General features: G+C 65.7%; 25 protein-coding genes. 7 read left to right on the top strand and 18 right to left on the bottom strand.

Going from position 1 to position 24573, the window contains the following annotated elements; all coding sequences use genetic code 11:
- Positions 1–21: 21 nt before the first annotated feature.
- From AB7E03_RS15900 to AB7E03_RS15865, 8 genes are all read right to left on the bottom strand, one after another.
- Positions 22–1107: a CapA family protein gene (locus AB7E03_RS15900; protein ID WP_489942308.1), complete on the bottom strand. Its 1086-nt coding sequence runs from the start codon at positions 1105–1107 to the stop codon at positions 22–24.
- Positions 1107–2213, bottom strand: coding sequence for an acyltransferase family protein (locus tag AB7E03_RS15895; protein ID WP_489942307.1), 1107 nt, complete (start codon positions 2211–2213; stop codon positions 1107–1109). The genes AB7E03_RS15900 and AB7E03_RS15895 overlap by 1 nt, the downstream gene beginning before the upstream one ends.
- Positions 2210–3208: a D-alanine--D-alanine ligase family protein gene (locus AB7E03_RS15890; RefSeq protein ID WP_489942306.1), complete on the bottom strand. Its 999-nt coding sequence runs from the start codon at positions 3206–3208 to the stop codon at positions 2210–2212. Before AB7E03_RS15890 ends, AB7E03_RS15895 begins: the two co-directional genes overlap by 4 nt.
- Positions 3201–4343 (bottom strand): alanine racemase, encoded by a 1143-nt coding sequence (alr, locus tag AB7E03_RS15885; RefSeq protein ID WP_489942305.1) that lies wholly within the window; start codon positions 4341–4343, stop codon positions 3201–3203. The genes AB7E03_RS15890 and alr overlap by 8 nt, the downstream gene beginning before the upstream one ends.
- Positions 4344–4494: 151 nt before the next feature.
- A complete protein-coding gene (locus AB7E03_RS15880; protein ID WP_489942304.1) occupies positions 4495–5463 on the bottom strand; it encodes a glycosyl hydrolase family 32 in 969 nt (322 codons plus the stop codon).
- 3 nt (positions 5464–5466) lie between these two features.
- On the bottom strand, positions 5467–6396 hold the full coding sequence (locus AB7E03_RS15875) for a carbohydrate ABC transporter permease (protein WP_489942303.1): 930 nt from the start codon (positions 6394–6396) through the stop codon (positions 5467–5469).
- Positions 6396–7334: a carbohydrate ABC transporter permease gene (locus AB7E03_RS15870; RefSeq protein ID WP_489942302.1), complete on the bottom strand. Its 939-nt coding sequence runs from the start codon at positions 7332–7334 to the stop codon at positions 6396–6398. Before AB7E03_RS15870 ends, AB7E03_RS15875 begins: the two co-directional genes overlap by 1 nt.
- Before the next feature lie 52 nt (positions 7335–7386).
- Entirely contained in the window at positions 7387–8679 is a 1293-nt protein-coding gene (locus AB7E03_RS15865; protein ID WP_489942301.1) for a sugar ABC transporter substrate-binding protein, read from the bottom strand.
- A 168-nt stretch (positions 8680–8847) separates the two neighbouring features.
- Between AB7E03_RS15865 and AB7E03_RS15860 the strand changes: the two genes are divergently transcribed.
- Together AB7E03_RS15860 and AB7E03_RS15855 are read left to right on the top strand one after the other, a co-directional pair.
- Complete coding sequence (locus AB7E03_RS15860; protein WP_489942300.1) at positions 8848–9864, top strand: LacI family DNA-binding transcriptional regulator; 1017 nt, start codon at positions 8848–8850, stop codon at positions 9862–9864.
- Positions 9865–9897: 33 nt separating this feature from the next.
- Positions 9898–10512, top strand: a complete 615-nt coding sequence (locus tag AB7E03_RS15855) for an MBL fold metallo-hydrolase (RefSeq protein ID WP_489942299.1) — start codon at positions 9898–9900, stop codon at positions 10510–10512.
- A 6-nt stretch (positions 10513–10518) separates the two neighbouring features.
- On the opposite strand, the gene AB7E03_RS15850 is transcribed toward AB7E03_RS15855, so the two are convergent.
- From AB7E03_RS15850 to AB7E03_RS15830, 5 genes are all read right to left on the bottom strand, one after another.
- Positions 10519–11616 (bottom strand): glycoside hydrolase family 172 protein, encoded by a 1098-nt coding sequence (locus tag AB7E03_RS15850; protein ID WP_489942298.1) that lies wholly within the window; start codon positions 11614–11616, stop codon positions 10519–10521.
- A gap of 26 nt (positions 11617–11642) precedes the next feature.
- Positions 11643–12551, bottom strand: a complete 909-nt coding sequence (locus tag AB7E03_RS15845) for a carbohydrate ABC transporter permease (protein WP_489942297.1) — start codon at positions 12549–12551, stop codon at positions 11643–11645.
- Complete coding sequence (locus AB7E03_RS15840) at positions 12548–13477, bottom strand: carbohydrate ABC transporter permease (RefSeq protein ID WP_489942296.1); 930 nt, start codon at positions 13475–13477, stop codon at positions 12548–12550. Before AB7E03_RS15840 ends, AB7E03_RS15845 begins: the two co-directional genes overlap by 4 nt.
- A gap of 69 nt (positions 13478–13546) precedes the next feature.
- A complete protein-coding gene (locus tag AB7E03_RS15835) occupies positions 13547–14884 on the bottom strand; it encodes an ABC transporter substrate-binding protein (protein ID WP_489942295.1) in 1338 nt (445 codons plus the stop codon).
- Between the two features lie 125 nt (positions 14885–15009).
- The gene (locus AB7E03_RS15830) at positions 15010–16044 is read right to left on the bottom strand and encodes a LacI family DNA-binding transcriptional regulator (RefSeq protein ID WP_489942294.1); all 1035 of its coding nucleotides are present in this window, start codon (positions 16042–16044) and stop codon (positions 15010–15012) included.
- Between the two features lie 455 nt (positions 16045–16499).
- Here AB7E03_RS15830 and AB7E03_RS15825 point away from each other — a divergent pair, with 455 nt between their 5' ends.
- Together AB7E03_RS15825 and AB7E03_RS15820 are read left to right on the top strand one after the other, a co-directional pair.
- On the top strand, positions 16500–18185 hold the full coding sequence (locus AB7E03_RS15825; protein WP_489942293.1) for an ATP-dependent nuclease: 1686 nt from the start codon (positions 16500–16502) through the stop codon (positions 18183–18185).
- Between the two features lie 248 nt (positions 18186–18433).
- Positions 18434–18622, top strand: coding sequence for a hypothetical protein (locus AB7E03_RS15820; RefSeq protein ID WP_489942292.1), 189 nt, complete (start codon positions 18434–18436; stop codon positions 18620–18622).
- Positions 18623–18787: 165 nt separating this feature from the next.
- Here AB7E03_RS15820 and AB7E03_RS15815 read toward each other — a convergent pair whose 3' ends face one another.
- Positions 18788–19291 carry a hypothetical protein gene (locus AB7E03_RS15815; protein WP_489942291.1) on the bottom strand — a complete coding sequence of 168 codons (504 nt, stop codon included), beginning with the start codon at positions 19289–19291 and terminating at the stop codon, positions 18788–18790.
- Positions 19292–19626: 335 nt separating this feature from the next.
- Between AB7E03_RS15815 and AB7E03_RS15810 the strand changes: the two genes are divergently transcribed.
- Together AB7E03_RS15810 and AB7E03_RS15805 are read left to right on the top strand one after the other, a co-directional pair.
- The gene (locus AB7E03_RS15810; RefSeq protein WP_489942290.1) at positions 19627–20220 is read left to right on the top strand and encodes an RNA polymerase sigma factor; all 594 of its coding nucleotides are present in this window, start codon (positions 19627–19629) and stop codon (positions 20218–20220) included.
- Positions 20217–20825, top strand: coding sequence for a hypothetical protein (locus AB7E03_RS15805; protein ID WP_489942289.1), 609 nt, complete (start codon positions 20217–20219; stop codon positions 20823–20825). The genes AB7E03_RS15810 and AB7E03_RS15805 overlap by 4 nt, the downstream gene beginning before the upstream one ends.
- 142 nt (positions 20826–20967) lie before the next feature.
- Here the strand turns inward: AB7E03_RS15805 and AB7E03_RS15800 are convergent, their stop codons facing one another.
- The 3 genes from AB7E03_RS15800 to AB7E03_RS15790 form a co-directional block, all read right to left on the bottom strand.
- The gene (locus AB7E03_RS15800; protein ID WP_489942288.1) at positions 20968–21462 is read right to left on the bottom strand and encodes a DUF402 domain-containing protein; all 495 of its coding nucleotides are present in this window, start codon (positions 21460–21462) and stop codon (positions 20968–20970) included.
- Between the two features lie 169 nt (positions 21463–21631).
- Positions 21632–22174 carry a GNAT family N-acetyltransferase gene (locus AB7E03_RS15795; protein ID WP_489942287.1) on the bottom strand — a complete coding sequence of 181 codons (543 nt, stop codon included), beginning with the start codon at positions 22172–22174 and terminating at the stop codon, positions 21632–21634.
- Positions 22175–22324: 150 nt separating this feature from the next.
- On the bottom strand, positions 22325–22891 hold the full coding sequence (locus AB7E03_RS15790) for a hypothetical protein (RefSeq protein WP_489942286.1): 567 nt from the start codon (positions 22889–22891) through the stop codon (positions 22325–22327).
- A 276-nt stretch (positions 22892–23167) separates the two neighbouring features.
- Here AB7E03_RS15790 and AB7E03_RS15785 point away from each other — a divergent pair, with 276 nt between their 5' ends.
- A complete protein-coding gene (locus AB7E03_RS15785; RefSeq protein WP_489942285.1) occupies positions 23168–23452 on the top strand; it encodes a hypothetical protein in 285 nt (94 codons plus the stop codon).
- A gap of 456 nt (positions 23453–23908) precedes the next feature.
- On the opposite strand, the gene AB7E03_RS15780 is transcribed toward AB7E03_RS15785, so the two are convergent.
- Positions 23909–24265: a PASTA domain-containing protein gene (locus AB7E03_RS15780; RefSeq protein WP_489942284.1), complete on the bottom strand. Its 357-nt coding sequence runs from the start codon at positions 24263–24265 to the stop codon at positions 23909–23911.
- Between the last annotated feature and the right edge of the window lie 308 nt (positions 24266–24573).

The raw sequence follows: 24573 nt of genomic DNA, 5'->3' as shown, positions 1-24573 counted from the left end.
ACAGTGGTTGCGGACCGACGGCTACAGCCTCGGCGGCGCGATCGTGCCGTCCTCGGCGATCGTCGGCGCAGTCTTCGGGAGGTCGCGCCGGCCGAAGTCGTCCACCAGCTGTGCTGCCCGGTTCTGCGGGTCCGGTTGCGGGACGCCCGTCGAGTGCTCGAAGTGCACCGAGCGCATCCGGCCGCTCACGAATCGTCCGCGCGAGTCCAGGGTGACGTCGAGGTAGACGCCGTACCGCGTCTCCGGCTCGGCCCCGAAGACCCCACCCCCTCCGAAGTTGCCGAGACTGTACGCGATGAGCCGTCCGCGGTAGAACTCGGCCCCGCGCAGCGTGTGCGGGCCGTGGCCGAGGACGATATCGGCGCCGGCGTCGACCGCGGCGTGCGAGAACGCCAGGACATCGCCCCGGTTCTCCCCGTACATGCGTTCCGTCCCGGGGGCGACGACGCTCGCATCCGGTCCCTCAGCGCCCATGTGCGCCTGCACGACGACGACATCGGCGGAGGCGGCCGCCGCGGCCACCACGCGGCGGACGTGCCGGAGATCGGTGACCGGGTTGGTGCCGCGGTACGGTGCGAAGCCGACCATGGCGACGGTGGTGCCGCCGATTCGGGTACAGACGATCTCGTCCCGGCGGCCGACCGCACGGATACCGTTCGCCGCGAGGTTCGCCCGCGTGTTCGCGTAGCCGTCGTCGCCGAAGTCGCCGGTGTGGTTGTTCGCCATGTTGAGGAGGTCGAAGCCGGCGAAGTATCGCGCAGTGGACGGTTCGCTGCGGAATGCCAGGCAGTCCGAATCGGAACCGCACTTGTCGTACCCGGTGTCCTCTGAGATCACCTGCTCGAGGTTGCCCGTCACGAGATCTTGGGCGAACCACGGCCGGACGGCGTCGAAGTATCCGGCCCCATCGTCCTTCTGCACGCCGTGCCCGACGTCGTGGATCAGCAGGTCGCCGGTGGCGCCGACGCTGATTTCGCCGGGATGGCCGGCGGGAACGCTCGGGGTGTCGGCTCCGCATCCCGGGATGGCGGTGGCGCGGGTCGCGACGACCCCGCAGGCGACCAGCAGGATCACCGCAGCGGCCGTCCGCCAGGGTACGCCGCGCATCAGAACTCCCCGCCGACCGGGGATGCCACGCCGACCGGGGCCGTCTCGGGCGTCCGGATCCGCCGCCGCGGCAGGTCGAAGAGCCAGGTCAGCCCATCCCGGACCAGGAGCCGGTTGAGCAGCACGCACACCGCGACCAGCAGCGCCGTGGTCGCGATCGGGAGAAGGACCGCCGCGGCGAGCGCCACGCCGGGTCGCGCCGTGGCGAGCAGGTCGGACAACGGGAGGTCAATGAGGGCGAGCAGCGGCATGTGGAGCAGGTAGATCGGCAGGGTGCGCCGGCCCAACCAAGCGAGCCCCGGGCCGAGGCCGCGGATCCGTGCAAGCTGTGTCGCCACCGCCAGTCCCATCGCGCAGCCCAGCACCGATACCAGCGGCCAGACGCCCGGCGTCTCCTCGGTTCCGGTGAGCCGCATCCCCGCGAATCCGACCACGTAGACCAGCAGGGCCAGCAGGGCCCACCACGGCGTGATCCGCGCGAGCAGGCCACGCAGCTGGCGGGCGAAAAAAACCCCGAGGAGGAAGAACGTGAAGTTGTAGAGCAGCGAACCCCGGTTGCTCACGATCTCGACGTACCCGGCGGAGACCGCGACCGACAGGGCTGCGGCGAGGCTGAGCAGGAGCCATCTGGGCAGGCGGGAAAGCGCCTTGGCCAGGACGAAGTAGAGGGCCAGAGCGTACAGGTACCAGGTGTCCGGCGGGCTGATCGTGACGGATTCGACGAACTGCGACACGCTGCGCGGTACCAGCGTCGGGAAGTCGGGGAACGCCCACAGCGCCACCATGTGGACGAGCGACCACAGCAGGTAGAGGTACAGGAATCGGACGACGCGGGGCCGGAGCACCTGGGTCCAGGGGCGAGCGAGGGCGTTCGCGGCGAAATAGCCGGAGACCAACAGGAAGAGCGGCATCAAGAACGGCCAGCTAGCGTCGCCGACGAGTCCCCAGCCGCCAGGGATGGGAACGCCGAGTTGCCAGTCGAGCTGCAGGTAGCTCTTCATGATGACGTGCCACAGCACCACGAGCACGATGAGTACCCCTTTGAGGGCGTCCCCCCACGCTTCTCGGCCCGTAGCGCTTGTCGTATCGCCCGGCGCGGCGGTCACAGCATCACCGGACTCGGCGCGGACACGGCGTCGGTGGATGCGATCGCGGCGTCGAGCAGCGCGGCGACCAGCTCCACGTAGCCCATCCCCGTCGCCGCGTACATGCGGGGCACTTGGGAGTGCTCCGTGAACCCCGGGGTCGTATTCACCTCGTTGAGAACCACGCCGCCTGGGGTGACGAAGAAGTCGAAGCGCGCGACTCCGGCGCATCCCAGCGCTTCGTAGAGAGCACGTGCCGCGGAGTCGATCGCCGCCGCCTCGTGGTCGGTGAGGTGCGCGGGCACGGTGAAGGCGGCCGTCCCGTCGTATTTCTGAGCGCGGTCGAACACCCCGCCGTCTGCGACCCCGATCTCGAGTGTCGCGCCCGCCCGGAGTTCGCCATCGCGGTCGCGGAACAACGCGATGTCGACCTCGCGTCCGCGGACGAAGGCCTCGACGAGCGGGATGCCGCCCGCCCGGCGGGCGTGGTCGATGGCCGCCCCCAACTCGGAGACGTTCCGGACTACCGAGACCCCGATGCTCGACCCTCCCGTCGTCGGCTTGACCACGTAGGGCGGTTCCCCCTCGATCGAGGCGGCATCCGCCGGGTGACGAACGAGCGTTCCCGGAGCGGTGTGCACGCCGAGGGCCGCTGCGACGAGTTTTGTGACCCACTTGTCCATGCCGAGGGCTCCCGCCCGGACCGGCGAGCCCACGAAGGGCACCCCGGTCAGGCCCAGGAGACCGGCGATGGAGCCGTCCTCGCCGTTGACACCGTGCAGCACCGGGAAGGCGACGTCGCACGTCGTGAGGAGGGCGACCGCCTCACCGGGTGACAGGGCCTGGTCGTCGCCGTGGTGCCATCCGCCGGCCCGATCGATCGTAAGCGCGACGGCTTCGAGGTCAAGGGACCGGACGGCGCGCGTGACCGCGGCCGCAGACGCGACGGACACGTCGTGCTCGTCGTTCGCTCCCCCGCCGATCACCGCCACTCGCTGTACGGGCTGGTTATGCATGCATTGCCTCCTGAGGACTGGTCGGGGATGTCGTCGTGCGGTGGATACGGGCGACGCGCGTTCCGATCCGGGTCACGATCTCGTGCTCGATGGTGTCGGCCCAGCGCGCCCACTCGGCCGTAGTCGGCTCCCCTTCCGCACCCGGGCCGAACACGGTCACCGTCTCGCCCGGCGGGATGCGGTCGTCCCCGGTGTCGGCGACCACCATGTCCATCGAGAAGCGCCCGACGAGCGGACGGCGACGGCCGCGGACGAGCACCTCGGCGCGCCCGGAAGCCGACCGGGGCAGCCCGTCGCCGTAGCCGATCGGAAGCAGAGCGAGGTTCGTGCCGCGTTCCGCGACGAAGTCGAGACCGTAGCCCACGCCGGTTCCCGCCCGGGCCTCGCGGGATGTCACGACGCGGGTGGTGAGCGACAGGGCCGGCCGGAGCCGGTCGGACACCCCCGACGGATCGATGCCGTACAGTCCCGCGCCGATACGGTGCAGGTCGAAGCCCCGCCCGACGCCGGTCACGGTCGCGGCGGTCGCGGCGAGGTGCGTAACGGAGGGCGCCAGGCCGCGGCGTCGCGCGGTCCGCACAGCGTTGGCGAAGACCAGACGCTCGCGCTGGTTCTGCGGGTGCTCCGGCCGGTCGGCGCACGACATATGACCCATCACGCCGACCACGTGCACCGAACCCAGCCGCTGCAGTTCGGAGGCGATCGCGCAGAGAGCCGACCACTCCTCGGCAGGGCAGCCGTCCCGTCCCATACCGATGTCGATGTGCAGATGAACGCGGGCGCGCACGCCCGCGTGTGCAGCCGCCCGGCTGACAGCGATGAGCAGCTGAGTACTCGACACGGCGACGTCGATGTCGGCGACGACGGCGGACTCGAAGTCGGCGTCGACCGGATTGAGCCAGCTCAGGATCGGCGCGCGGACACCCGAGACCCGGAGGTCGAGTGCCTCGGCGACCGAGGTGACGCCGATGGAGGACGCGCCGGAGTCCAGGATCGAACGGGCCACGGCGCCGTGCCCGAACGCGTCCGCCTTGAGCACGGCCATGACCCGGCCGTCGGTGAGGCCCGCGAAGTACGCCGTGTTCGCCCGGATCGCGTCATCGTGGACCAGGAGCTGGGAGGGCGGATCCGTCATTCGGCCAACGCGCCCGTAATGGCCGGTCGGGCGCTCGAGATGTGCATGCCTCCAGGCTTCGGCATCCCGGCGACAGGGTCGTCCCTCGCCCGTCGAGACCGTGTCGTTCGCAGGACGGTCGTGATGTCATCCCTGCGGAGGACGCGGCGGTTCAGCCGGCGACCGTGGCGAGCGCGTCCTCTCCGGTCACGACACGACCGCCCACGACCCCGATCGGCTGCGGGTCGGTGATGCCGCCCAGCCACTCCCCGGACGGCGCGTTGTTCCGGAATGCCAGGAACACCGGACGACCCTGTGCCCGGTCGTGGATCACGCGGCCCACGTAGAGGTCGTCATCGGTGAGCTGCTGCGCCTCCCGCGGGTCCCAGGTCCCGTCGGAGCCCGCGACGACGGCCCAGACACCGCCGGTGGTCCCAGAGGCCCGCCTGCTCTCCGCAAGATCGGGGGCCAGGCAGGAGAAGAACAGCACCGATTCGCCGTCGATCGTGGCCGTGTTGAGCACCTCCAGCTGGCCGAATCCCGCGCCCGGCGCGCTCAGCGGAGGCTGCAGGGTCCAGGTCTCGAGGTCGGTCGAGGTCGCGGTCCCGATCACGCCGCGATCGTCGGCGGGTCCGGTGTTGGCGCGTGCGGTGATCAGCATCCGCCACGTGCCGTCCTTCTCCCGGAAGACGAACGGGTCTCGGAAGGCCTCGTCGTGCCAGTTCCCGTCCGTGATCAACTCGTACCAGCGTGCGTCCGCTTCGACCAGCGGATTCGCGGCGCTCTTGCGCCACGTGATGAGGTCGTCCGAGGTGGCCGACCCGACGCTCTGGACGTTCCCGAGCGCCGTCAGCGTGGCGCCGGTGTAGAACATGTGCCAGGTTCCGTCGTCGGCACGCACGATACTGCCCGTCCAGGTGGCCAGATCGTCGAAGGCCGGCGCGTCGCTCCGCACCAGCGCATCCTCGATCCGTGTCCAATCCGTCAGATCGGTCGAGGTCGCGTGGCCGACCGATGCGCGGTGGTGTCGCGCGTTCGGGTCCTGAAGCGCCTTCGAGGCGTAGAGGAAGAAGAGGTGGTACTGGTCGCCGTCGTCTGCGAGCCAGAAGTCCCAGACGTAGCTGTCGGGGAGTGTGAACATGGATCAGCCTTTCAGCCCTTGCGAGGCGATGGAGTTGACGAACGAGCGCTGGAAGGCGACGAAGAGCGCCAGTACAGGGATGGTGATGATGGTCGCGTACGCCATGATCTGGCCCCACGAGGTGTTGAGCTGCTTGAAGTAGTCGATGCCGACCATCGCCGGGCGCACCGCCTCGCTCTGGGTGACCATGAGCGGCCACAGGTACTGGTTCCAGGCGGGGAGGAAGGTCAGGATGGCGACGGTCGCGACCGCGGGCCCGGCCAGCGGCATGATGATCGTACGGTAGATCCGGAACCAGCCGGCACCGTCCACACGCGCCGCCTCATCCAGTTCTCTCGGGATGGAGTCGAAGTACTGATAGAAGAGGAAGATCGAGAACGCGTTCGCGATGAACGGCACGATCTGCACGGTGTACGTGTCGAGCCAGCCCTGCACGATCTGCGATCCGTCGAAGTACGGGAGCTGGTTGACCTCCCAGAGCAGCGGCAGCGCCATCACCTCGAACGGGACGATGAGCGTCGCGAGCACGACGCCGAGCGCCCACTTGCGGCCCGGCATCCGCATCCGCGACAGGGCGAAGGCGGCCATCGAATTCACCACGATGCCGAGCACGACCGTGGTCACGGAGATGATGACCGAGTTCAGCAGGAACTGGGCGAACGGCACGCGGTCGAAGACTCCGAAGTAGTTGTGGAAGCTCAGGTCGCCGACCGGGAGAAACGCCTGGATGCCATCCAGGTCTCCGAAGATCTGCGTGTCGGGCTTGAAGCTCGACACGATCATGAAGACCAGCGGCAGGCCGAAGACCAGCGCCAATGCGATCTTGAGGACGAGTAGCAGCACGCCACGCAGCGAGCGCTTCCGGCGCCTCTGGGCGGGCGGGACGACCGTCGTGGATGCGGCCCGCTCGGCCTGGGCGATGTCGGTGGTCATCACTTCGCCTCCTTGTCTCGGGTGAGGAACCGCTGGATCAGCGTGACGACGAGCACCAGCACGAAGAACACCAGGGAGATCGCCGACGCGTATCCCGTCTGCTGCTGCTGGAAGCCGCTGCGCACCGCCTGGAAGACCAGGGTCGTGGTCGAGTTGACCGGGCCGCCCTGGGTCATGATGTTGACCTGCGAGAACAGCCCGAACGCCGCGATCGTGATGGTGATGAGGATGAAGGTGCGGGTCTGCCGCAGTCCGGGCCAGGTGATGTTGGCGAACTGCTGCCAGCGGGTCGCGCCGTCCAGGGCGGCCGCCTCGTACAGCTCCTCCGGGATGGTCTGGAGCCCTGCCAGCCAGATGATCATGTGGAAGCCCATCGCCTGCCACGCCGACATGAGGATGATCGCGAACAGCGCCCAGTGCGGGTCGCCCAGCCAGTCGGGACCCTGGATGCCCGCCTTCGACAGCAGGACGTTGATCAGGCCGTCCTTCTGGTAGAGGAAGAGCCAGAGCATGGAGACCACGACGATCGAGGTGACGACCGGAAGGAAGTACACCGTCCGGAAGAACGTGGTGCCCCGCGTCCGGGTGTTGACGAGCAGCGCCAGCACCAGAGCGAGGGCGGACTGGAACGGCACGATCACGACCGTGAAGATGATCGTGTTGCGCAACGACGCCCAGAAGGTGTCGTCCGTGAACAGGTTGACGAAGTTGTCGACCCCGACGAACTGCGCGGGCTCCGGAGACACCAGCCGGGCGTTCGTGAAGGCGAGGACGAAGGTGAGGCCGATCGGGACGATCAGGAAGGTCGCGATCAGAACGGCGGCCGGGGCGAACATCACCAGAGCGACGGACGCTTCCTTCCGGCGGCCGGCGACGCTCGTGCGGGCGGTGCGGACGGCGCGCTCGACGCGCACATCCGGCTTGACAATGGTGGTCATGGCAGATCCCTCGTGATGCCGGGGCCGGGCGCTCGGCCCGGCCCCGGACTCATCACTTGAAGTAGTTGTTCGACTTCTGGTTGGCGTCGATGTCCTTGACCGCCTGGTCGAGGGTCGACTTCGGGTCGCCGCCGTTGATGATGTCCTGCGCTGCCTTCGTGAAGGTCGTAGCGATGAACGGATACCCGGGCGTCACCGGGCGCACCTCCGCGAACTTCTGCGAGTACTCGCGGAAGACGGCGTTGGCCTCGCCTTCGCCGTACCCGGGCACCAGCGCGGCTGCACCCTCGGTCGCCGGGATGGTGCCGGCGGCCTTGGCGACACCGGCGACGTACTTGTCCCCGGTCGCGAACTTCATGTACGCCATGGCGCCGGCCTGGTTCGAGCAGGTCTTGGAGACGCCCCACTGCCACGAACCGCCGCCGATCTTCGCGCCGTTGCCGAAGTCCACCGGCGGGAGGAACAGCACGTCGTCGCCGAACTTCTGGCGCAGCGTGTCTGCGGCCCAACTGCCGTCGTACAGGATGCCGGTCTTGCCGTTGGTGAAATCGGCCGCCGGGTCGGTGCCCGACTTCGCGGCGATGTACCCGTCGGAGACGAGCCCGCGGAACCATTTCGCCCACGCGACGGCATCGCTGCCGTTGAGCGCACCGTCGGCGGTCTTGTAGCCGTCGCGGTCGATCAGGTCGCCGCCGAAGCTCTGCAGGAGCGGCGAGTAGGCGTAGGGCCACCACTCACCGGTGGAGCCCGTCATCAGGTCGGCGGCGTAGCTGAACTTCCCCGACGCCTTGAGCTTCGCGAGCAGGTCGTCGAACTCCTGCTTCGTCCACGGCTTGTCGACCGTCGGCACGCGCGCGCCGACCGAGTCGAGCGTGCTCTTCTTCGTGACGAGGTTGAGCGCCACGTCGTAGAAGCCGTAGGAGTACGTCTTGCCGTTGTACTTGCCGACCGTCGAGGGCAGGAAGTTCTTCAGCTGGGCGTCGAGGCCCGTGAGCGGCGAGAGGTATCCGGCCCAGACCCAGTTCGGCACGTTCGGCGCGTCGATGTCGAGGATGCACGGCAGCTTCTTCGACGCCGCGGCCGCGGTCACGGACTGGTTGTAGGAGTCCTGGGGGAACGCCTGGACCTTGACCGTGTACTTCGACTGGCTGGCGTTGAAGTCGTCGACGACCTTTTGCACGGCGGCGAGTTCGGCCTTGTTCCCGGCGTTGTGCGTCCACATGACGAGGTCGCCGTTGGACGCTCCCGCGCTGCCGCCGCCCTTGGCGCAGCCGGTGAGCGAAACCACTGCAGTGGCTGCCACGATCGCCGTGGCCATGAGCGCCCGGCGCGTTCTGTTTCTCACTGTCTATCCTCCATTGGATGTGATCACCGGACGCGAACCGACGCGAACCGCTGGATTACTAAATGCATTTAGGTGTTCACTAAATGCGTTTAGTTCGCCTGACGCTAACACTATGATGGGGTTCGTGCAACAACGACGATCGAGGACGAGACCGGGCGGAGGGCTGCGATGAAACGCGTGACCATCGCCGACGTGGCCGCAGAGGCGGGTCTCTCCAAGACCGCCGTCAGCATGATCCTCAACGACCGGCCGGGCACCGGGCTGTCTCCCGAGACCGCGAAGCGGGTCCGCTCGATCGCGCGGCGGCTGAACTACCGTCCCGACCCGTCCGCTCGCGCTCTGCGGATCGGAACCGCCCCGACGATCGGCTTCGTCTCCGACGATGTCACTCTCACCCGCTACGCTTCCGCGATGATCCGCGGGCTGCTCGACATCGCCGAGGAGAAGGAGCACACCGTGCTCATCGCCGAGACGGGTCACCACCCCGAGAGACTCAACGGAGTGCTCGACGCGATGCAGGATCGGCGGGTCGCAGGCCTCGTCTTCGGCTCCATGGCTGCTCGGCAGGTCGAGCTGCCGGCCCTGCCCGACAACCTTCCCGTCGTCCTGGCGAACGCCACGGCGGCGGTAGACCATCCCGTCGTCCTCCCCGACGAGAGGACGGCCGGCGCGGCGATCGCGCAGCTGCTGATCGACGCGGGGCACACCGAGATCGGCCTGATCGGGCGACGTTTCGAAGCCGACCTGCCGCCGGAGGTGTCCGTCACGATTTCCGACCGCTTCGCGGGCCTCGACGGCGTCATGGCGGAGAACGGCCTGGCCTGGGCGCACGAGGAGGCGTTCGACTTCTGGTCGCCGGAGGAGGGCTACCAGGCGACTAAGCGGGCTCTCGCGTCCGGAGCACGATTCACGGCGCTGGTCTGCCTGACCGACAACGTGTCCTTCGGGGCGTACCAGGCGCTGCAGGAGGCCGGCGTCCGGATCCCCGACGACGTCTCTATCGCCTCATTCGATGATGACGAGATCTCCACCTACCTCCGACCGCAACTGACCACCGCGCGGCTGCCCTACGAGGAGATCGGCCGCAAAGCGATGGAGCTGGCCCTGGCGGGGACGACCGACGGCGGTCGCCATCTCGTTGCCATGCCGATCATCCGGCGGGATTCGGTCGCGGATCGGACCTGACCGCGCCGTGCCGCGCGTCGGTACAGTGTCCCCATGATCGTGACGCCCGTACAGGTTGCCAGCCTTCTCGCGGGCGAGGAGCGGTTGCCCGTCCTCGTCCACGTCATCGACCATCCGGATGGCCGCATCCTGGTCGACACGGGGATGACGACCCTCCACCCCGCTGTGGCCGACATGGATCCGCTCCTCGAGCCGCTGACGGAGCACGACGAGCTCGACCTCGACAGCATCGCCGCGGTCGTCAACACCCACCTGCATTTCGACCACTGCGGCGGCAATCACCTGTTCGCCGGCCGTCCGGTGTACGTGCAGCGCCAGGAACTCGAGGACGCCAGAACGCTGGACGACTACACGATCCTCGAGTGGGTGGATGCGCCCGGCATGACCTACGAGCCCGTCGACGGTGAATTCGAGCTGCTCCCGGGCATCCGCCTGGTTCCCGCGCCGGGCCACACCCGCGGTTCGCAGATCGTCGTCATCGAGACCGACGACCGCCCGATCGTCATCGCCGGCGACACGGCGGTGTGGTTCGGTCAGCTCGACGATCCCGAGACGGACGGCCAGCGGCTCATCCGCGCGCTCGACCCGCAACAGGTGTGGCTCGCCCACGCAAGCACTCCATGGCGGCCCGACCGCGCGGATGACTAGGGTGCCCTAACGGGGAATGCGCCCCGCGGCGTCGGGCAGCACAGGGAACGCGGTGTGCGGCTCCGTCTGGTACCAGTAGGCCACCGAGAACACGTCGTCCGTGCGCTCGAAGAGGCCCTTGTCCCAGACCCCGATCTGCTGGAGGGTGGCGCGGAAGTCTCTCTCGAACCAGACCGGGTCGGGCAGGTGCCAGCGATACACCGCGTGCATGGGAGCGGTCGACTGGATGAACGTCGCGGCCCTGGTCTCGTCCCGAGTGCTGAAGTACGGGTACCCGCAGTACGGAGCGCTGAACGTGAGTGGAACCGGCTCCGGGTCCTTCCGCAGGTCGTCCTGGAACGCCCAGGCTCCGCCGGCGTAGTCCTCCAGCCCTGTGCTGCAGAGGGTCGGCAGGTCGGTGTCCCCGTCGACGAAGAACTTCACCTCGCCCTCGCCCCACCAGTACCGCGAGAGCGCAGCCACTCCGATGTACGTGCCGAGGTAGCGGCCGCGGCCGGTGACACCGTCCAGGATGACGTGGTCCTCGCCCAGCGCCGTCGTCGCGTTCGAGCGGCGCCACTGGGCGTGGAAGTACGCGGTGTCCGCCGGCACGTCGTCGCCGACGGTGTAGTCGATCTGGAAGAACACGTGGTCGATGGATGCCGGGTGCTCGCTGTCGAGCACGATGCGGGCTCTGCGGCCGAACGGCATGGGGATGTACGAGTTCATCCCGCCGGTCGGCGCGACCACGATCGGCTCGGAGGTCACGAGTGCGCGGGCAGCGAAGCCGTTGCAGAAGAAGTCGCCGAGCGGCGCTTCCACCGACGGCTTCTCTTCGTCATCCCAGTACATCCGCAGCACCAGGTCCCGCAGCACGAACGGCCCGCCCTCGGTGCGGTCGGGGACGGTGATCCAGATGTGGCGGATCACTCCGGGCCCCTCGATGTCGGCCAAGGTCAGACTCCCGCCTGCCGGCAGGGGGAGGTATGCGCTGCCCTTCCGGCCGGGGCCGAGGTGGGAGCTCGCCGCCGCGGCGCTGCCGGGCTCGCCGGTCGGGTTCTCCGCGTTGATGGATCGGGAGCTCACGCCTGCAGGGGCGACGAGGTCGGACAGGGTGGGAAGCACGATTCTCCTTGGGTTTCTGTGTGCGGTCACTTCACTGAGCCGACGGTCACGCCGCGGCTCAGTGTGCGTTGGAAGATGATGAAGAAGACGAGCGTCGGCAGCAGGGACAGCAGCGAGCCGGCGTTCAGTGAGGTGATGTCGATGGAGTTCTGCCCCTGCAGCGTGGCCAGGGCGATCGGAACCGTCTGCACCGATTGGTCGGAGAGCAGGATCAACGGGATGTAGAACTCATTCCAGGTCCAGACGAAAAAGAAGACCATGAGCACCGAGAGCGTCGGTCGCATCACCGGATACACCACCGACCAGAGGATGCGCCAGCGGCCGGCGCCGTCGAGGGCGGCGGCCTCGAGCAGCGAGGGCGGCAAGGTCGACATCACGCTGGAGAGCAGGTAGGTGCCGAAAGCCGCCTGCAACACGGTGAAGACGATGATGACGCTCCACACGGTGTTGAACGTCCCCGTCGCCTGCGCGCCGTAGAACAGTGGGTAGATCAGCGCCTCCTGCGGCAACATCGTCGCCAGGAGGAAGACCGCCAGCAGTGCGGTACTCCCCCGGACGCGTCCGACCCCGATCGCGTACGCGCTGAGCAGCGAGACCAGGGTTCCGAGCAGCGCGACGAAGGTCGAGATGACCACGGAGTTCCAGAGGGCCCGGAGGAAGTCGACCCGGTCAAGGTAGTCCTGGAACGACTGCACGCTCCAGCTCGTAGGCAGCGCCAGCGGGCCGTGGGCCGAATAGTCTCCGCCGGTCTTGAACGCGTTCAGGACGAGCAGGACCAACGGTGCCAGCATCACCAACGCGACCAGCACGGCACCCGCGAGGATCACCCAGCGCAGCGGCCGGGGACGCCGCCGGCGCTTCAGCGGCGGGCGTGCAGCGCGCGGCGCATCCTGCCGCGGGTCCGTCTGCGGGTCCGACACCGTGGTCGTGGTCATGAGCCGGTCTCCTCTCGGGCACCTCGCCGCTGGAGCCAGAGCATGACGCCCGCGACGAGGAAGATGACGATGGACATGGCGGTCGCGATCGCCGAGCCGTACCCGACCTTGGAGAGCTCGAAGAAGTTCCGGTACGAGTAGTAGGACGGCACGATGGTCGATCCCTCCGGCCCTCCCCCGGTGAGGATGAGCACCGGCGCGAACACCTTCAGCGCACCGACCGTCGCGGTGATGACCACGACGAACACCTCCGGCCGGATCTGCGGAACGGTGATCGCCCGGAACCGCCGCCACCACCCGGCGCCGTCGAGGGAGGCCGCCTCGTACAGCTCGGGGTCGACCCGCTGAAGCGCGGCCATGAAGATGACGACGGGGTAGCCGAGCTGCAACCAGATCAGCATCAGCATCACCGCATAGATCGCGATGTTCGGATCGCCGAGCCAGTCCGGCGGACTGGTCACCCCGATCGCCCGGATGACGCTGTTCAGGAGTCCGTTCTGGGTCGCCAGCACCCAGCTCCAGATGAAACCGGCGACGGCGATCGGCAGGATCTGCGGCAGGTAGTACGTCGCCCGCAGGAACGCAGCCGAGCGACCACCGAACTCCCGGCCGATGTAGTCGAAGAGCATCGCGGCCAGCAGCAGCCCCAGCACGGTGGGGATGACGACGATGCCGACGATCATGAAGATGGTGTTCTTGAAGGCGAGCCAGAACTGCGCGTCGTTCAGCAGGTCGACGTAGTTCTGGATGCCGTTCCAGCGCATCGGGGCGATGCCGCCCTTCCACCGGAACAGGCTGATGAACACGTTCACCGCGAACGGCAGGAGCACGATCAGGATCGTGCCGGCGATCATCGGGATGAGGTACAGCCAGTAGCCCGCGTTGCGCGGCCGGGTGCGCCGGCCGGTCAGTGCCGCTGTCGTCATGTGAGTGTCTCCGGGTCAGTGTGCGGGACAGGATGCGGGGACCGCCGGGCGGCGGCCCCCGCACGCCGGTCAGCCCTGGTCGGTCGCTTTCTTGCCGTCGTCGTAGAACTTCTGCAGCTTGGCGAGGTACTCGTCGGCCGTCTCGTTCTTGTTCGACATCGCCGCCATGTTGGTCTGGATGAAGTCGAGGAACCCCGGCACCGGGTAGTCCGGGTAGAACGTCAAGGTGTCCGCCTTGACGATCTCGTCGAACCGCTCGGAGTAGGCGCGGGTCACCGGATCGGTGATCTTCGACGAGTCGCCGGCCAAGGGCAGTCCACCGAGTTCGCCGATCTTGTTCTGCACCTCCGGGCTCAGCGTGGTGTCGATCCAGTCGTAGGCGAGGTCCTTGTTCGCGGCCTTCGCCGGAACGCCCCAGAGGTGGCCGGAGGAGCCCATCGACAGATTCGCTCCAGGGAGCGTGAAGTATCCCCACGCGAAGTCCTTCTGGTCCTTCACCCGTGAGAAGACGCCGTTGTTCCAGATCAGCATCCCGGTCTTCCCGCTGAGGAAGTTGACGTTCGCCTGCTCATAGGTGAGCCCGGCGAGGTCGGTGCCCAAGTAGCCCTTGTCGATCCAGTCCTGGAACTGCTCGGTGCCCTTCTTCCACGGGTCCGCGGAGAAGTCGACCTTGCCCTTCAGGAACATGAAGTCGTCGATCTGCTTCCGATCCGCGTACGCGGAGACCAGGGAGTACCAAACCCACATCTGGTTGAAGCCCTGGTTGGTGGAGGCGGAGGAGGATACGGGGGTGATGCCCGCGGCATGCAGCTTCTGCATGGCGGCGACGAACTCATCCATCGTCTTCGGCTCGGCCGTGATGCCCGCCTTCGCGAACAGGTCCTTGTTGTAGTACAGGGTCACGTACTCGCCGATGTTCGGGATGCCGTACCAGTCTCCGGAACCCGCCCTGCCCTGCTCGTCGTACTTGGCGAAGGACTGCATGCCGCCGGTGACCTTCTTGTCCCAGCCGTACTTCTTCACCTGGTCGTTCAGGGGAGTGAGGAGCCCCTGGCTCGCGAGTTGCCCGCCGTCGGCGTTGCCCTTGTTGAACTCGACGACATCCGGCACCTTGTTGCCGCCGAGGGTGAGCTTCGCGTTCTTGCGAACAGCGTCGAAGCTGGTCGTCTGGAAGTCCACCTTCACGTCCGGGTGCTTCTTCTTGAACAACTCGAGGGCGAGCTGCCAGCCCTGACCCTGTGCCGTCTTCGGGTCTTCGTACTGGAGGATCGTGAACGTCTTTCCGGCGTCTCCGCCGCCTCCACCGCCACTGCAGGCGACGAGGCCGGCAGCGGCGACGGCCATAGCGGCGGCAGCCGCCGCGAGGCGCGCGACCCTGCGGGTGCCCGGCTTTCGGGATGGTTTCATTGCGTTGCTCCTTTGCATCGGTGTTCTCGTGGCGACGCGCGACGGCAGGAGGGCAGGCTCCCGCCACCGGCGCCTCCGGTGTGTGGTGCGGATGGGATCGTGCGAATCGGGTTGGAGTCGGGAGGTCAGGTGCTCGCGGGTGGTCCGATCGACTGCCTGATCACGGGCTCGCACGGCATCAGGTAGCCTTCGCGCTCTGCGCCGTCGAGAGAGCCGTCGAGTCGGCCGACAAGGCGACGGACCGCCCACTCGCCCATCTCCCGGTGAGGTAGCTGCACCGTGGTGAGGCCCGGGTCGAGCGCTTCGGCGACGAACTCCTGGTTGTCGAAGCCTGCGATGGACAGGTCGCCGGGCACGGTCAGCCCGAGTCGCCGGGCGACGGTGTAGAAGCCCATGGCCGTCTGGTCGCTGAAGCAGAAGACGGCGGTGGGCCTGTCGTCCCGCTCGAGCAGCAGGCGGGCCGGGTCGAGGGCGAAGCGCGTCGCCGCGTCTTCGGCGACGACGGTCAGCGAGGCGTCGTACGCGATCCCGCTCTCCTCCAGAGCCCGCCGATACCCACGCTGCCGCAGTCGCGAGGCGATCGGATACGCGGCGACGTCGCAGAAGCCGATGCGGGTGTGCCCCGCCTCCACGAGCATCCGCGTCGACGTGTACGCGCCCAGTTCCTCATCCGGGACGACGTAGTCGACCGTGGGATGCGAGTCGTCAGCGGGTCGTCCGTCCAGGATGACGACCGGCATGGTCGGAGGAACGAGCGGGAGCTCGACGACCTTGTGGAAGTTCGTCGCGACGATGAGGCCCTCGATGTTGCGCTGCAGAAGGGACTGCACCGCCGGGGTCTGGACCTCGTCGTTTCCGTACGTGTCGATGAGCATCAGCATGAAGCCGCACTCCCAGGCCGCCTGCTGCGCGCCCGCGAGCATGTGACCGGAGAACGGGACGGTCGCCACCCGGTCGGAGACCACGCCGATCGTGCGACTCTGCTTGGTCTTCAACGATCGCGCCAACTGATTCGGGACGTACCCCAACTCGTCGGCGACGTCCTTGATGCGCTGGGCGACGCCCGGATTGACGCGCCCTTCGCCCCGCCCGCTGAGCACGAGACTCACGCTGGACACGGAAACACCCACATGCGAGGCGATGTCCTTCATCGTCAGCATCCGGGGCTCCTTCGTCCGTCAATCGTTTGACTTCAATCGATTGACGTCACCGTAGAAGCGTCAAACGCGTTGACGCAAACCACCGTTACCGAGTCGTTATCGCGGCCGTGACTCGAGCGTGGTTGGTTGGGGTCCGTCGGCTCGCCGCTGTGTCACCCGAACGCACTGTCGCTAGCGCTTCGCGGAGGACGGACGCTCTCGGTTGGTGAGGCCTTGATCGACGTGGATGTTCTCCTCGTCAAGGCCAGCGGCCGGGGTGCGTTGCGTTGCACAGTGAGTTGCTCGGCTTTGGTGGAGACTCGGCGTAACCGATGAGCATGAATTGGCCTGTAGCGTTTGAGGCTCCATCACCGGGCATCTTTGCGGGCCGGTGTTACGTTGATCGACCGGCTTACGGGCACGCGGCGCCCCTCTCACACCTGCTCGTCACCGCTAGGTTTCGCTATGTTCTGGTTATGCGAGCGAGCGTCAGCGTCACCGAAATCAATCTCAGTGATGCGACGACAGTGGCTATACCGGAGAGCGGCGTAGTGCTGATTGTTGGTCCGAACAACTCGGGTAAGAGTCAGGCCCTGCGCGACATCTCCAAGCTGATCACCAGTTCAGGGGACAGGGGCCTTGTCGTTGTCGGCGCACAGGTCGCCTTCCGGGGATCAACCGATGAACTGTTGGCGACGTTTGAAGTGGACAGTTCCATCCTGCGATCGGCAACGCAAGGAGACCGCGTTGACCTGAAGGCTGCCGGCATACAGCCGCTGGGAAACGCGATGACATGGTGGTCTGGGGGCGCTCAATCCATCGTGGGAGCGTACTTCGTGTTGTATGCCGACACAGAAAGTCGCCTGCTTGCAAGTAAGCCCGCGCCCGCGCTGAACCTATACGAATCGGACGCGAGCCATCCACTGCATCGTCTATATGAGCGGGAGGACGTTGAGGCTCAGCTCCGGAATATCAGTCGAGGGGCATTCGATCAGGGTCTGATCCTCGACACATGGACGGGAGGGGACCACTGGGCCCTCCGCGTCGGAGATATCGAGCCGCCGAAAAGCCCCAGACCTCCGCAGGAGTACTTGGATCTCTTGCGCAGGCTTCCCCTCCTACATGAGCAGGGCGACGGAGTGCGATCCATGATGGGCCTGCTTCTGAACCTGCAGACCGGTCATCAGACTGTCTCGCTTATCGATGAGCCCGAAGCGTTCCTACATCCGCCGCAGGCCCGATATTTAGCAAGAGTGATCTCGGAAGATGCCGCTAGCTCTGGTACGACCACGTTCTTAAGCACTCACAGCTCCGATATTGTGCACGGCACGCTTGAGGGATCAGCCAATGCGACTGTGATTCGCCTGACCCGGCGAGGTGACATTAACTCCGCATCTGTACTGGACAATTCCGCGGTGAGACGTCTGTGGAGCGACCCACTGTTGAGGTATTCGAACCTGTTGGAGGGCTTGTTCACGGACGCCGTTGTTGTCTGCGAGTCAGACGCCGACTGCAAATTCTTCGCCGCGATGCGTGACACGCTGCCGGCGGACGACACCTCGGCCCGGCGGCGGGACCTCCTCTTCACGAATTGCGGCGGAAAACATCGCATGCACGTCGCGGTCGAAGCTCTGCGAGCTGCAAGCGTTCCCGTGGCAGTGATTGGTGACTTTGATGTGCTCAACGAATGGGCGGTGCTTGAGCGTCTTATCCGTGCCGCGGGCGGGAATCCTGCCGATTTTGAACGGGACTGGAAGACAGTGAACGCCGCATTGACTGCAACCTCTCGGACACCGTCGGCAGCTGGAATGCAAGAAGCCGTAATCCGAGCTTTTGAGGGGATTACCGACGTTTCCGAGCGCACGCTGGCACCTGTACGGGCGGCACTGAAGATTGAGAATGGCTGGGACCGAGTCAAGAACGTCGGGCTCGCGGGTATGCCTAAGGCAGACCCATATCAGGCCTGCGAGCGGCTGTTAGAGGGGCTTGCCGCCCTTCGCGTCCACCTAGTGTCGATCGGGGAGATGGAAGATTTCGTCCCCTCAGTAGGGAATCACGGACCAAAGTGGGTCGCCGAGGTGCTCGAGAAGCGTTTACACGAATCGTCTGCTACTGACTCGGGGAGAGAATTCTTCGCGTCAGTGCTCTCCTCTTTCGACTGATTCGGCGCCGTCCGTAAGAGTGCGAACGGGGGCGGCCATCAAGGCACTATGTGCGCACAGTGATCGGCTACCACGCCTGGCATCCGGATAGCCTCTCCTCGCAATCGAATCGTTCAGCGGCATGTACCCGTTCACCACGGGCGTGGGGCCGGGCAACGCTTGTAGTCCTCGCCTGTCGGTCATCGTCGGCGCTAGCGGATGGGCCCTCGGCCGCAGGTCGGTCCTGAGCCGCGACGAGTGATCAGGTAATGACCAAGATGCTGGAGCTGCTCGTGCGCGCGTCACGCGCGACAGCGCCGCCGAGCGGTCAGGAGTGCAACGACACGGTCGCTCTCGGTCCGACCCCTGACTGGGCCCGGCTCGTCGTCCTCAGTATCGGCGGTGTGGCGGTGGTCTTCGCAGTTGTCATAGCAGCGCGCCGAGGGCGTCGTCGTTGAGCGCTCTCAACGGCTGCGACCGGCCGGCGGACCGAGACCGGCCTGTAACCGGGGCCCTGGTACGACACCTCGGCGACCGGCGCTCAGCGAGCTGTCCGTCAGGAGAACCGCTACCGGACGCCCGCAAGCCGATCCGTAATCGGGCGGACTGCAGGCGGCCGGGATCTATGACGGGAGATCGACAAGTTGCATCCGAAGTAACGTGCGCGGGAAATCGCCTTGACCCCACGCGGCGAGGACCCTGGCCCCCAGGTCGGCATGCGCGATGAACCCCCCGCCAAGCGAGCGATGCCACAGCGCGTAGGGCACGCTGGCTATCACCATTGGGGCGAACGCCCATCTAGCGCGGTCACTCGCCACTGCTTGCGATTCCGTATTGGCGCCATCCATGAGCCTGACCGCTTCCTCTCGCGGCAGCCCAGATGAGACTGACTGCAGCAGCAGGGAATTTGCTACCAACGTTGCCACTGAAATCGGGTCCGTGAGGATCCCGTGCGGCCTGCCGGCGCTGTTAATCCGCTCGCCGAGCAACTCCAGCGTGCGAACGGTGAAGGTCAGCCCCTCTGCTGAAGGGATTTCTACCGAGACCTCGGAAAGAACACCATCCTGCGTGACGGTTGACGTCACGCAGGAATCGGCAATCCAGGGATCCGGAACGATAGCCAGCACGGCACTCATTCAACCGTCAGAACCGACAAACCGTCCACCTCCAGACCGGCGCCGTAAGCCGATCGGCTTGTGGACGCGCTAAGTCAGCGCTGATGTCTCTTACCCGTGGATCAGACTCACTCGAGGGTCTGGTCGGCAGTATTGGTCAGACAAGGCTTCGGGTTCTCGTTGCAGGCCTGACCCAGTTGGACAGGTGTTTCTCGTGCGCGTAGACGCTGCGGTGATCGGAGCGTTTGGGAAGGTCACGGCTATTTCGGCGAAGACGCGTTCGGCAGCCTAGACGTCGGGGCCGACGTCTCCGAGAACCTTTTTCGCCTGCGCGGACATTATGGGGTATGACGTCTTTTCTCAGCGACCTGCAGCCGGACGAGGGGGCGCAGCTACGTTCCGGGGGTCCCGCCGCCTTCGGCGCGCTCTTCGAGACGCATCACAATCGGGTTTTATGGCACGCTCTGCGATCCGTTGGCTCGTTCCATGACGCCGAAGACGTTGCCGCACTTGTCTTTCTAGAGGCGTGGCGAAGGCGCCAGTCTGTTCGAGTCGTCAACGGGTCGGTCCTGCCGTGGCTTTTGGTGACGACTAACTACGTGGCTCGCAACCTCGCGCGAGCACATCGTCGCCACCGCCACGCGATGGAGGCCCTCCCAGGTGGGCAACATCACGACGATTTCTCGCCCGCGGTGAATGATCGGCTCGATGACGAACCGCGGCGGGTAGCGGTGCGGCGAGCGTTCACCACGCTGACCAGCGTCGAGCAGGACGTCGTGTCGTTGTGCCTGGTCCAGGGAATGACGGCGCTGGATGCGTCGATAGTGCTCGGAGTTCCGGTCGGGACAGTCAAGTCCCGCCTCTTCCGAGCGAAGAACAAGTTGGCGGAGCTGGTCACCGAAATGACGGACGTAACCTCGATCCCGGGAGACGCACGATGAAGAGCACCAATAATTCGTCACCGTTCGATCGCGACCGTATCGACGCGATCAAGAGCATGCTGATAAGGGAGGTGGCGCGCGAACAGCCGGAGCGGCGGGGACACCGTCGCGTCGCCGCCGTGGTGTCGCTCGTCGTGGCTGCCTTGCTCTTGTCGACAGGCGGCGCCGCACTAGCCCTGTCCGGGAGACTGCCCTTCATCCCGGCCCCTGCCTCGCCGAGCGCCTCGGCTCCAAGCTCACCCCTCGCCACTCCCACAGATACGCCAACGCCGTCACGGACCACAGCGCCGGCCGCGAACGACGCCCAGCAGATCATTGAAAAGGCCTGCACGGACTTCGGGGCCACCTTCGAGGAGAAGATCGACGTCAAGTTTCCCCATCAGGAATCCGCCACCGCGGCCGCTCAACGGGCGGCGCAGTTGGATCCCCGATGGACGGCGATCGCCGACGACATGTCGCTCATCACCAGTGTTGGCGAACGAATCAACATCTTGCATGACCCGACGCTGACTCTGGATGAGGATGCCAAGGCCAACCAGGCCGTTGCCGACCTCCAACAAAAGTGCACGGTCGCCGGTGGAACGTTCCAACTTCCGCCAGACTGATCCTCTCGAAGCCGGAGTAGCCCGAGAGAGACATGGCACCTTGGTGGGGGCGGACAGAGATCCTGTCGTCAACCACTCGCCCGGTTAGGGATCGTCTACCGTGCAATTGGTCGGGAAGCGCTTGGTCACGGGCCGTCAGAGGTCAGTCGATCTGGGGACGCCAGTCGCGCCAGCTGCGATCCCAGGGCACTTCACCGCGTTCAAGCGCGTTCTCGACGGCAACACACGAATCGAGGATGCGCTGCGCGTCGCGTTGCTCGTAGACGCCCATCTCGAGAGCTAGTTCCAACTCGTCGTGGTCCTTGCGCTCCCACGACGAGAAGTCGGGTGCGACGAGCAGGTCGAGAGTCTCATCCATGGTGTCGAATCCCTGCAAGGTCCGCATTAAGGGCTGCTGGAAGTTGACGTACCACGAGGTGATACCGAGTTCTGCGGTGACGTGCGCGAACACTTCGAATGGTCGCCCGGTGGGAGCGATTCTCAGCATTCCAGGCGCGTGGAATTCTTTGGGGCCGAGTTCCCATTCACCCGACAACCACATTAAGAATGTGCCGCGCCCGTGCTGCGTTCCGACGGGGTAATCAATGATCGTCCCGGGTTCGAGGTACGAAACGAACTGATCCGCCGTGTCTTCCACCACGACAACCGGACGAGACGTCCAGACGCGTCCTCGTAGGACCTCCCGAATCGCGATCCGTTCTCCGGGTCGCAACCGCGGCGGGGCTGGCAACATCCCTTCACCTTAGGACCCTCGGACAGCACCGCGCCCGATAGCCGATCCTCTACCGCTCGGGCCGGAATCTCGCCTAGGCGATGTGCGCCTCGTTCTGGCGGTCAACGATGAACAGCTCGCATTCGGTGTCGTAATACCTCGCAGTGCGCCCGGCGTCGCTCATGCCCAGCCGCAGGCAGACCCGGTGCGAGGCGGTGTTGTCGGGGTGGGCTACGGCGATGATGCGCTTGAGTCCGGAATCGAATGCATGCTGGAGAACGCGCCTGGCCGCATCCGTCGCATAGCCGTTACCCCAAGCATCCGGATGGAAGTGCCAACCGATTTCGATCTCGTCAGAAGGCTGCTGCGTCCCCGAGATTCGTATGCCCTGCAGCATGGTCGTACCAACGAGCCTTCCTGTGGCAAGTGCTTCGACAGCCCAATACCCCAACACGCCGTCATCCTTGCCGCGAAGGCGCTCGATCAGCGCACGAGCTTGCCGGAGCTCCGTCATGACCTGGGGTTCGCGCCCGATATACCTCTGTACCTCCCACCGGGAGTAGAGGTCGTAGACGAACGCGGCATCGTCCAACCTCCACGGGCGCAGAAACACACGTTCTCCGCTCAGATCTGTCACTGTCGAAGCCTACGCATGTTGAGCTGTAAGAGGATCGACTTGCGGGGGCTCAGTTGTTGCTTCGTGCTGGACGTTGCCTACTTGTCATGGCCCGTCCCGTTGCGACCGCTGTCGCAGTTCTCGGTGCCGATGCCGAACTTGCGCCAGCGTTCACATTTCTTGTGGTTCGAGTCCGTGCGCGAGGTCTGACCAGAATGCGGTTGGCGGGCGGTCGGTCGGGTGGCGCGTGCCGACGTGGAACTCCTTGGCGATGTAGTCCAGAAGGTTATCTCCGTAAAGGACGACGTCGGTTTGGTAGACGGAGAAGATCGGGCTGCGAACGTCTCCTGGGCCGGCGACTAGGTAACGGTGACTGTGTAGCGGGACAAGTTGCGGCACCTGGGTGAATCGCACCGCGGCCACCTCGACCGCCTCCGCCAGATCCGGTGGACGGGGCCCCCACGATCGTGGCCAGAAGGCATTGTTCTCGACGTCGAAGAGGAGCCCCTCAAGTGGCCAAGACAGGCGACTTCTCAACGCCGTGGGTTCTCCGTTCCGCCAGTCAGCCCATTTGGGTCCGACCGGCGAGACGCTCGCGAGGAACTCTCGGTGCTGGTTGCTGAACTTGAAGCCGTACTCGTTCTCGACTTGCTCGAATTCCGCTGTATCGAGGCCACGCTCCAGCACCACGCCAGCCTCGCGTAACCGATGAACGACGCAAGCCAAGAATTCCGACATGGGGCAATCATGCACGAGCACGACTGGACTCAACTCGAAGCCCGCAGATCCGCTACCGGACGGCTTGCACGCATCGCATGACTGACTGGGGAAGCCCGCTGACCGACCCGCATACGTTTCACCTTGAATGCTGGTCGACGCTTGGTGCGTATGCTCGAATCGTGACGGCGAAGACTGACCGCAGGAGCATGCGAGGACTCGCATGGACGGGGCGGGCCGCGCTTGCGTGTCTGTGCCGCCGGGATCGCTTATGTCATCAATAGCATTACTGCAAACGTGCTCCCCAGACACCCGCACAGCATCGTCGCCGACGTCATTGCTGTGATACTCACGACCATCTTCGCCGTCGGGCCGCTGGCCTTCGGATTGGCGACGATCGCCGATCATACGTGGCCAAGGTGGGTGGTACTCGCCTTCGCGCTGATCGCTGTCGCCCTCGTATTGGGCGCGGTCACCCTGTCTGGCCATACCGTAGCTCTGATCGATATCTACACAGCGGGACTGATCGCGGCTTTCGTGCTGATGTGTATCCGCCCGAAGCAAACAGGTTCTCTCGCCTAGCTGACTCGCAGCTCTAGCGCTTGCCGCACTCTTGCTGGAGATGCGCGTCCCGCAGTACGCAAGCCGATCCCTGACTGGAGCACTCCTGGCACGGATTTTGGGCCCACCCATCCACCCCGACGTTAGTGCCCCACTGATCGGATGAGCAGTCAATGCGATCAGTGTGGCAAGACGTTGCGTGGAGATGGGCATCAGACTGCGACTCGGGTCCTGTGTGATGACTGCTACGCGGGGTTCGCAGGACTGGCAGCCGGCTACCTGGCTGGCGCCACAGTCGAGGACGCAATCAGCACGTCCGGCTGGTACCAACGCGTGAGGAAGGCATTCACCAGGAAGAAGTGAGTCGGAGCAAGCTCGTTCACGCGGTAGTCGAATCGGCTGTCTCTTGGCGATCGTTAGGCGGTAGACCAGGGAGCGTGCACGGTGGCAGATCCATGAGCGTGCGTCGGGGTGGAATCAATCAATGCTGCCGTCCCGCGCGGCGAGGTCCACGAATGTATCACGCTCCGGCACTGCCTGAGCGATATCCGACGGAGGATCTTTGGGTCGGATTGCGCCCGCGTTGGAGTCCGTCTCGCCGTAGGCGACGATTTCCACTCTGACGGAATCCCAGCGATACACCACGGCGCCCGCTGCCGGATTCTGCGAGGTGATGTAAAAGAGGCCAGGCCACGCTAGGGCGCCAATGGGCGCGCCATCCGGGTCCGTGTTCGCGAGAGTCAGGCCGGCAGCGGATGCAACGTCGCGACCTACGTGGAACGGCATCCCGACGACATCCGGCACGGTCACCTGATCAGCGAGGCGTTCAACCACAATGCAGACGGTACGCCTACCGCCGCAATGTCGATAAGGGTGGAGCAGCTGAAGATCGCTACTCGTGCACGACCTGGACTGACATCAGGCCCTCGGCTCGTTGCGAAAGCTACTGTTGAGACGATGAGGCCGATACTCCGACGATTGCTGGGATTGGTTTTAGCGTTGGTGTTCGGAGGCCTTGCGCTGAGCGCGCTAGTGGTCGGTGTAACGCTCGATGGCAAAGAGGCTCCTGCGATCCAATGCACTAGATCCGCTCCTCGCCCGGATGTCGGAGGGCCGTACTTCGAATCGACCATCACAACGGG

It is taken from the genome of Leifsonia sp. RCC_180 (assembly GCF_058138205.1).
This window is presented reverse-complemented; position numbering and strand designations above follow the sequence as displayed.

Bases quoted from the DNA above. Each gene is read 5' to 3' on its own strand.
- AB7E03_RS15900 (WP_489942308.1), bottom strand. From the start codon at position 1,107: ATGCGCGGCGTACCCTGGCGGACGGCCGCTGCGGTGATCCTGCTGGTC.
- AB7E03_RS15890 (WP_489942306.1), bottom strand. From the start codon at position 3,208: ATGCATAACCAGCCCGTACAGCGAGTGGCGGTGATCGGCGGGGGAGCG.
- alr (WP_489942305.1), bottom strand. From the start codon at position 4,343: ATGACGGATCCGCCCTCCCAGCTCCTGGTCCACGATGACGCGATCCGG.
- AB7E03_RS15880 (WP_489942304.1), bottom strand. From the start codon at position 5,463: ATGTTCACACTCCCCGACAGCTACGTCTGGGACTTCTGGCTCGCAGAC.
- AB7E03_RS15875 (WP_489942303.1), bottom strand. From the start codon at position 6,396: ATGACCACCGACATCGCCCAGGCCGAGCGGGCCGCATCCACGACGGTC.
- AB7E03_RS15870 (WP_489942302.1), bottom strand. From the start codon at position 7,334: ATGACCACCATTGTCAAGCCGGATGTGCGCGTCGAGCGCGCCGTCCGC.
- AB7E03_RS15860 (WP_489942300.1), top strand. From the start codon at position 8,848: ATGAAACGCGTGACCATCGCCGACGTGGCCGCAGAGGCGGGTCTCTCC.
- AB7E03_RS15855 (WP_489942299.1), top strand. From the start codon at position 9,898: ATGATCGTGACGCCCGTACAGGTTGCCAGCCTTCTCGCGGGCGAGGAG.
- AB7E03_RS15845 (WP_489942297.1), bottom strand. From the start codon at position 12,551: ATGACCACGACCACGGTGTCGGACCCGCAGACGGACCCGCGGCAGGAT.
- AB7E03_RS15840 (WP_489942296.1), bottom strand. From the start codon at position 13,477: ATGACGACAGCGGCACTGACCGGCCGGCGCACCCGGCCGCGCAACGCG.
- AB7E03_RS15835 (WP_489942295.1), bottom strand. From the start codon at position 14,884: ATGAAACCATCCCGAAAGCCGGGCACCCGCAGGGTCGCGCGCCTCGCG.
- AB7E03_RS15830 (WP_489942294.1), bottom strand. From the start codon at position 16,044: ATGCTGACGATGAAGGACATCGCCTCGCATGTGGGTGTTTCCGTGTCC.
- AB7E03_RS15825 (WP_489942293.1), top strand. From the start codon at position 16,500: ATGCGAGCGAGCGTCAGCGTCACCGAAATCAATCTCAGTGATGCGACG.
- AB7E03_RS15820 (WP_489942292.1), top strand. From the start codon at position 18,434: ATGACCAAGATGCTGGAGCTGCTCGTGCGCGCGTCACGCGCGACAGCG.
- AB7E03_RS15810 (WP_489942290.1), top strand. From the start codon at position 19,627: ATGACGTCTTTTCTCAGCGACCTGCAGCCGGACGAGGGGGCGCAGCTA.
- AB7E03_RS15805 (WP_489942289.1), top strand. From the start codon at position 20,217: ATGAAGAGCACCAATAATTCGTCACCGTTCGATCGCGACCGTATCGAC.
- AB7E03_RS15790 (WP_489942286.1), bottom strand. From the start codon at position 22,891: ATGTCGGAATTCTTGGCTTGCGTCGTTCATCGGTTACGCGAGGCTGGC.